At 72.3% G+C, this 5,046-nt stretch carries 7 protein-coding genes; 5 read left to right on the plus strand and 2 right to left on the minus strand.

The annotated features are described in order from the left end of the window. On the minus strand, positions 1–235 hold a 235-nt coding region (locus ACFV6I_RS20440; protein WP_380426778.1), incomplete at its 3' end, for an HTH domain-containing protein. Between the two features lie 99 nt (positions 236–334). Between ACFV6I_RS20440 and ACFV6I_RS20445 the strand changes: the two genes are divergently transcribed. Beyond that, positions 335–871 (plus strand): DinB family protein, encoded by a 537-nt coding sequence (locus ACFV6I_RS20445; RefSeq protein ID WP_380426780.1) that lies wholly within the window; start codon positions 335–337, stop codon positions 869–871. A 58-nt stretch (positions 872–929) separates the two neighbouring features. Here the strand turns inward: ACFV6I_RS20445 and ACFV6I_RS20450 are convergent, their stop codons facing one another. Then, positions 930–1,145 (minus strand): heavy-metal-associated domain-containing protein, encoded by a 216-nt coding sequence (locus tag ACFV6I_RS20450; protein ID WP_063350365.1) that lies wholly within the window; start codon positions 1,143–1,145, stop codon positions 930–932. A gap of 448 nt (positions 1,146–1,593) precedes the next feature. On the opposite strand from ACFV6I_RS20450, the gene ACFV6I_RS20455 reads away from it, so the two are divergent. From ACFV6I_RS20455 to ACFV6I_RS20470, 4 genes are all read left to right on the plus strand, one after another. Continuing rightward, positions 1,594–2,295 (plus strand): DUF3152 domain-containing protein, encoded by a 702-nt coding sequence (locus ACFV6I_RS20455; RefSeq protein WP_380426782.1) that lies wholly within the window; start codon positions 1,594–1,596, stop codon positions 2,293–2,295. Positions 2,296–2,471: 176 nt separating this feature from the next. Continuing rightward, on the plus strand, positions 2,472–3,401 hold the full coding sequence (locus ACFV6I_RS20460) for a glutaminase (RefSeq protein WP_380426784.1): 930 nt from the start codon (positions 2,472–2,474) through the stop codon (positions 3,399–3,401). A 195-nt stretch (positions 3,402–3,596) separates the two neighbouring features. Next, on the plus strand, positions 3,597–4,007 hold the full coding sequence (locus ACFV6I_RS20465) for a hypothetical protein (protein ID WP_159398558.1): 411 nt from the start codon (positions 3,597–3,599) through the stop codon (positions 4,005–4,007). A gap of 158 nt (positions 4,008–4,165) precedes the next feature. Then, positions 4,166–5,044, plus strand: coding sequence for an alpha/beta fold hydrolase (locus tag ACFV6I_RS20470; protein WP_380426786.1), 879 nt, complete (start codon positions 4,166–4,168; stop codon positions 5,042–5,044). Positions 5,045–5,046: the final 2 nt, after the last annotated feature.

The raw sequence follows: 5,046 nt of genomic DNA on the forward strand, positions 1-5,046 counted from the left end.
ACTCGAGCGCCCGCGCGCGGGCGCGCCCGCGCCCCGCGGCGGCGGGGGCGCCCCCCCGCCGCCCCCCCCCCCCCCGCGCCTCCACCGGGTAGCCGAGTTCACGCAGTCGGTCGATGTCGCGGCGCAGGGTGCGGATCGAGACCCCGAGCCGGTCGGCCAGTTCCTCGCCGGGCCAGTAACGGTGGGTCTGGAGCAGGGAGAGCAGTCGCAGCGTCCGGGTGCTGGTGTTCGCCATGACTCCCATCATCCCGGAATTCAGGACAGAAAGTGGCCGCTATCGCGTTTAGCGTGGACCTTGTCCGAAGGAGCAGGAACCGAACGGAAGGCCACCACCATGACCACGACCCCGAACAACAGCACCGCCACCGGCGAGCGCGCCGACCTGCTGGCGGCCCTGGCCAAGCAGCGGCACTTCCTGCGCTTCACCACCCGCGACCTCACCGACGAGCAGGCCGGCCTGCAGACCACCGTCAGCGCACTGTGCCTGGGCGGCCTGATCAAGCACGTGAGCACGGTCGAGCGGTTCTGGGTGGACTTCATCGTGGAAGGCCCGTCCGCGATGCCCGACTTCAGCAGCTTCACCGAGGCCGACTTCGCCCGCCGCGCCGACGAGTTCCGCCTGCTGCCCGGCGAGACGCTGGCCGGCGTCCTGGCCGAGTACGCCGAGGTGGCCCGCCGCACCGACGACCTGGTCGCCACCCTCCCCGACCTGGGCGCCACCCAGCCGCTGCCGAAGGCCCCCTGGTTCGAGGCCGGCGCCGAATGGTCGGCCCGCCGGGTGCTGATGCACATCGCCACCGAGAGCGCCCAGCACGCGGGCCACGCCGACATCATCCGCGAGGCCCTGGACGGCGCGAAGAGCATGGGCTGACCCCGGTCTACGGCCCGGGCCGGCCCTCCCGCTCGGTCGGTCGGTCGCCGCAGGCGGGTCAGCCCCGGCCGACGAAGGTGAAACCGGCCCCGCCGACCGCGCCACGGAGCACGGCGTCGTCGAGCGGTTGCGCGGACGCCACGGTGACGCGGCCGGTCGGCGCGTCGGCGCTGACCTCGGTGACGCCGGGGAGGGCGGCCAGCCCGGCGCTGACCGTCTTCTCGCAGTGGCCGCAGCTCATGCCGTCGACGGTGAGGACGGTGGTGATGGACATGGCGGTGCCTCCGGTGGGGTGGGGTGGGATGGGGAAGCCCGGCCGGGCCCGCTCGGGCGCGGCCGGTGATCAACGTGCACCACGACAGCGGAAAGCGCCGCCGACGCCGAGGGACACGCCGCACGGGTGGCACCTTCGAGTGGTTCCGGGAACCGATCGGGCCGCGCGACCGACGGGCCGTCATCGACCGGCTGAACCGGTGGTCCGCTTTCGCCCGTTCCTCCCCATAACGCCCTTCCTTTCCGCGACCGAACCCCGTCCGAACCCGTCTGGACTCGTCCGAAACTTGTTCGAACGCCGCCTAGACTCGTCTGATCCCGACCGAACCCGCCCAGGAGCCTGTCACCGCCATGCCCACCCCGACGCCCCACACCTCCATACCCGGCGGGTCCACCGGACCCGACCCGACCACCGGAGCGAGGGCGCGCCTCGCGGCCGGGGTCGGCCGATGAAGGGGTTCACCGGATTCCGGCGCCTGAGGCTCTGGCACGGCGCGCTCGCCCTGGTGGTGGCCGGCGCCGTGACCGGCGGCCTGCTGTGGTGGCACCCGTGGGCCCCGGGCGACGGGCCGAAGCCGATGGAGTTCACCACGGCCGCCGGCGGCTCGCCCCGCTTCGGCACCGGCGAGCACCTGTACCGCTACAAGGTGCGGGCGGAGAACGGGATCGCCGAGAGCCCCGGGCAGTTCGCCGCCGAGGTCGACGCCGTCCTCGGGAACGTCCAGCACGGCTGGGCCGCCGGTGGCACCGCGTCCTTCCAGCGCATGCCCGCCGACCCGGTGGACTTCACCGTCTACCTGGCCACCCCGGAGACCACCGACCGGATCTGCGGCCAGTACGGCCTGGACACCGGCGGCACGGTGAACTGCGGTGTGGGCCACCAGGTCGTCATCAACCTCAAGCGCTGGACGGAGCTGTCGGAGTTCTACGTCGGCAAGCCCGAGCTCTACCACGCGCTCGCCGTCAACCACGAGGTCGGCCACGTCCTCGGCAACGGCCACGTCGACTGCCCGGGCGCGGGCGAGCCGGCACCGGTGATGATGCAGCAGATCAAGGGCCTGCACGGCTGCGTCCCGAACGGCTGGCCCTACTCCGACACCGGCACCCTCCTCACCGGCCCGCCCGTCCAGGCCCCCACCTCCGCCCCCTGACGGATGAACCTGGTCAAGAATATGACTTGATTGCCTTTTGGGTCGCAAAGCGGCCCGCCGTGAAGCGGCCCCACGCCGCCACCGGCGATCCTTCGCACGCCCCGGAGCACGGATAATCCTGTATCGGACCAGGTCGTGGTCCTGATCGTGCTCATGGAGGAACAGCGTTGAACGGTATGCCCGCCGGAGAGAACCTCGACTACCGGCTGCTACTGGATGCCGCGGCGGCGGCCGCGCGGGCGACGGGCGACCAAGGGCATGTCGCCGACTACATCCCGGCCCTCGCCACGGTCGACCCGGACGCCTTCGGCATGGCGGTGGCCACCGTCGACGGCGAGCTGTACGGGATCGGGGACTGGGAGCAGCCGTTCTCCGTCCAGAGCGTCTCGAAGCTGTTCACCCTCGCACTGGCCCTGGCCCACGGCGGGGACACGGTCTGGCGCGGGGTGGGGCGGGAGCCGTCCGGCAATCCCTTCAACTCGCTGGTGCAGCTGGAGAGCGAGCACGGCATCCCGCGCAACCCGTTCATCAACGCCGGCGCGCTCGTGGTGACCGACCGCCTGCAGACCATGACGGGCGACGCCGCCGGGGCGGTCCGCGAGTTCCTCCGCCGGGAGTCCGGCAACCCGCTGCTCGACACCGATCCGATCGTGGCCGCGTCCGAGGCCGAACACGGCCACCGCAACGCCGCCCTGGCCCACTTCATCGCCAGCCACGGCAATCTGGAGAACCCGGTCGAGACCGTCCTCGACCACTACTACGCGCACTGCGCGGTGTCCGCCAGCTGCCGGGACCTGGTCCTGGCCGGCTCCTTCCTGGCCCGCTACGGGGTGCGCACCGACGGCACCCGGCTGATGTCGCGCAGCGAGGCCAAGCGCGTCAACGCCGTCCTGCTCACCTGCGGCACCTACGACGCGGCGGGCGAGTTCGCCTTCCGGGTCGGGCTGCCGGGCAAGAGCGGCGTGGGCGGCGGCGTCCTCGCCATACTGCCCGGGCGGGCCGCGGTCTGCGCCTGGGGCCCCCGGCTGGACCAGGCCGGCAACTCGGTGGCCGCGGTCACCGCCCTGGACGCCCTGACCACCCTCTCCGGCTGCTCGATCTTCTGACCCGTCGGCTGCCGCCCCGGCGTTCCGAGGGCTCGCGCGCCGCACCCGTCCGTCGCCTAACTTGTGGCGTTGATCCGGCTGTTGGGCACCGGCCGGCCGGTCGTCCATGGCATGCTCCAGGCGGGGGCGCCGATCGTGATGACGATCGGCCGGCCATGAGGCATACGACCAAGAGGAAAGTGGGGGTCCCGTCCCATGCGAACCGCCGTAGCAAGCTTGTTGGCCCTGGCCGGCGCGGCAGGGCTGGTGCTCAGTTCGTTCCAACCCTGGTACGCCAAGAGCGATCCGAGGTCCGTACCGGTCGCCGACCTGTTCCGGGGCATGTCACCCACCCGCACCACGTCGACCGGCATGTCGATGTTCCTGCTGCTGGCCGTCGCCGCGGCGATCGCGGTGCTGGCGCTGCTGGTGCGTTCGCGCCCGGGCCTGCTCCTGGCCGCCGTGGTCGCGGTGGTCACCGGCGTGCTCTGGGTGTACCAGAAGGGGCGGGAGCTGAAGCCGACCTCGCTCGGGATCGGCAATCTGGAGAACGGCTTCTGGAACGCCTGCGGCGGCGTCCTGGTGCTCCTCCTCGCACTGGCCGTGCTGCCGCCCAAGCGTTCCTGAGCCTTCCCGCCTCCCGGCCCGGTCGCCCCCACGGCGGCCGGGCCGGAGTCGTTTCCGCTTGAGGCAGCACTCCCTATCACTCCCTAAAATTACCTTTACTTCACTCCTCGCAGTAGTTTAAGGATAGATACCACCCTATCGAGCGAGTGGAGTACGGCATGACCATCTACACCTCCGACGAGGGCGCCCGCGTCCTCGCCCGGGAGTACACCGCCCTCCTGGACCGCTGGCCCGTGCCCGCCGAACGGCTGCACGTCCCCACCCGTCAGGGTTCGACCTTCGTCCTGGCCTGCGGCCCCGAGGACGCGGCGCCCCTGGTCCTGCTGCACGGCTCCGGGGCGAACGCGGCGATGTGGGCGGACGACGTGGCCCTGTGGGCCCGGCACTTCCGCGTCTACGCCGTCGACGTGATCGGCGAGCCCGGTCTGAGCGCCCCCGTGCGCCCCGAACTGCACTCCGACGCGCACGCGCTGTGGCTCGACGACGTGCTGGACGTGCTGCACGTCGAGCGCGCCGCCTTCGTGGGGACGTCGCTGGGCGGGCTGCTGGCACTCGACTACGCGATCCGCCGCCCGCAGCGGGTGGACCGGCTGGCGCTGCGCTGCCCCTGCGGGATCGGCCGCCAGAAGCGGGGGGTGCTGGTCGCCGCGCTGTTCGTGCTGCCGTTCGGGGACTGGGGGCGGCGCACGATGCTGAGACTGGCCCTGGGCCCCGCCCCCACCCCCGTCCCGCCCACGGCCGAGGAACGCGCCTTCGGCGAGTACGTGCTGCTCATCCACCAGCACTTCCGGCCGCGCCGGGAGAGGCTGCCGGTCGTCACCGACGGCGACCTGGCGGGCCTGGAGATGCCGGTGCAGGTCACCATCGGTGGCCGCGACCGGCTCATCGACTCCCACGGCACCCGCCGCCGGCTCCAGCGGGCCGCACCCCGGGTCTCGGTCACCTTCCTCCCCGAGGTCGGCCATCTGCTCAGGGACCAGACCCGGCCGGCCCTCGACTTCCTCCTCGCCGAGGAAGGCGGCCCGCCCCGGGCCTGAAC

This window comes from Kitasatospora sp. NPDC059803, from assembly GCF_042732255.1.
Classification (GTDB): Bacteria; Actinomycetota; Actinomycetes; order Streptomycetales; family Streptomycetaceae; genus Kitasatospora.

Excerpts from the sequence above, each read along its gene's own strand:
- ACFV6I_RS20445 (WP_380426780.1), top strand. The coding sequence starts at position 335 with ATGACCACGACCCCGAACAACAGCACCGCCACCGGCGAGCGCGCCGAC.
- ACFV6I_RS20450 (WP_063350365.1), bottom strand. The coding sequence starts at position 1,145 with ATGTCCATCACCACCGTCCTCACCGTCGACGGCATGAGCTGCGGCCAC.
- ACFV6I_RS20455 (WP_380426782.1), top strand. The coding sequence starts at position 1,594 with ATGAAGGGGTTCACCGGATTCCGGCGCCTGAGGCTCTGGCACGGCGCG.
- ACFV6I_RS20460 (WP_380426784.1), top strand. The coding sequence starts at position 2,472 with ATGCCCGCCGGAGAGAACCTCGACTACCGGCTGCTACTGGATGCCGCG.
- ACFV6I_RS20465 (WP_159398558.1), top strand. The coding sequence starts at position 3,597 with ATGCGAACCGCCGTAGCAAGCTTGTTGGCCCTGGCCGGCGCGGCAGGG.
- ACFV6I_RS20470 (WP_380426786.1), top strand. The coding sequence starts at position 4,166 with ATGACCATCTACACCTCCGACGAGGGCGCCCGCGTCCTCGCCCGGGAG.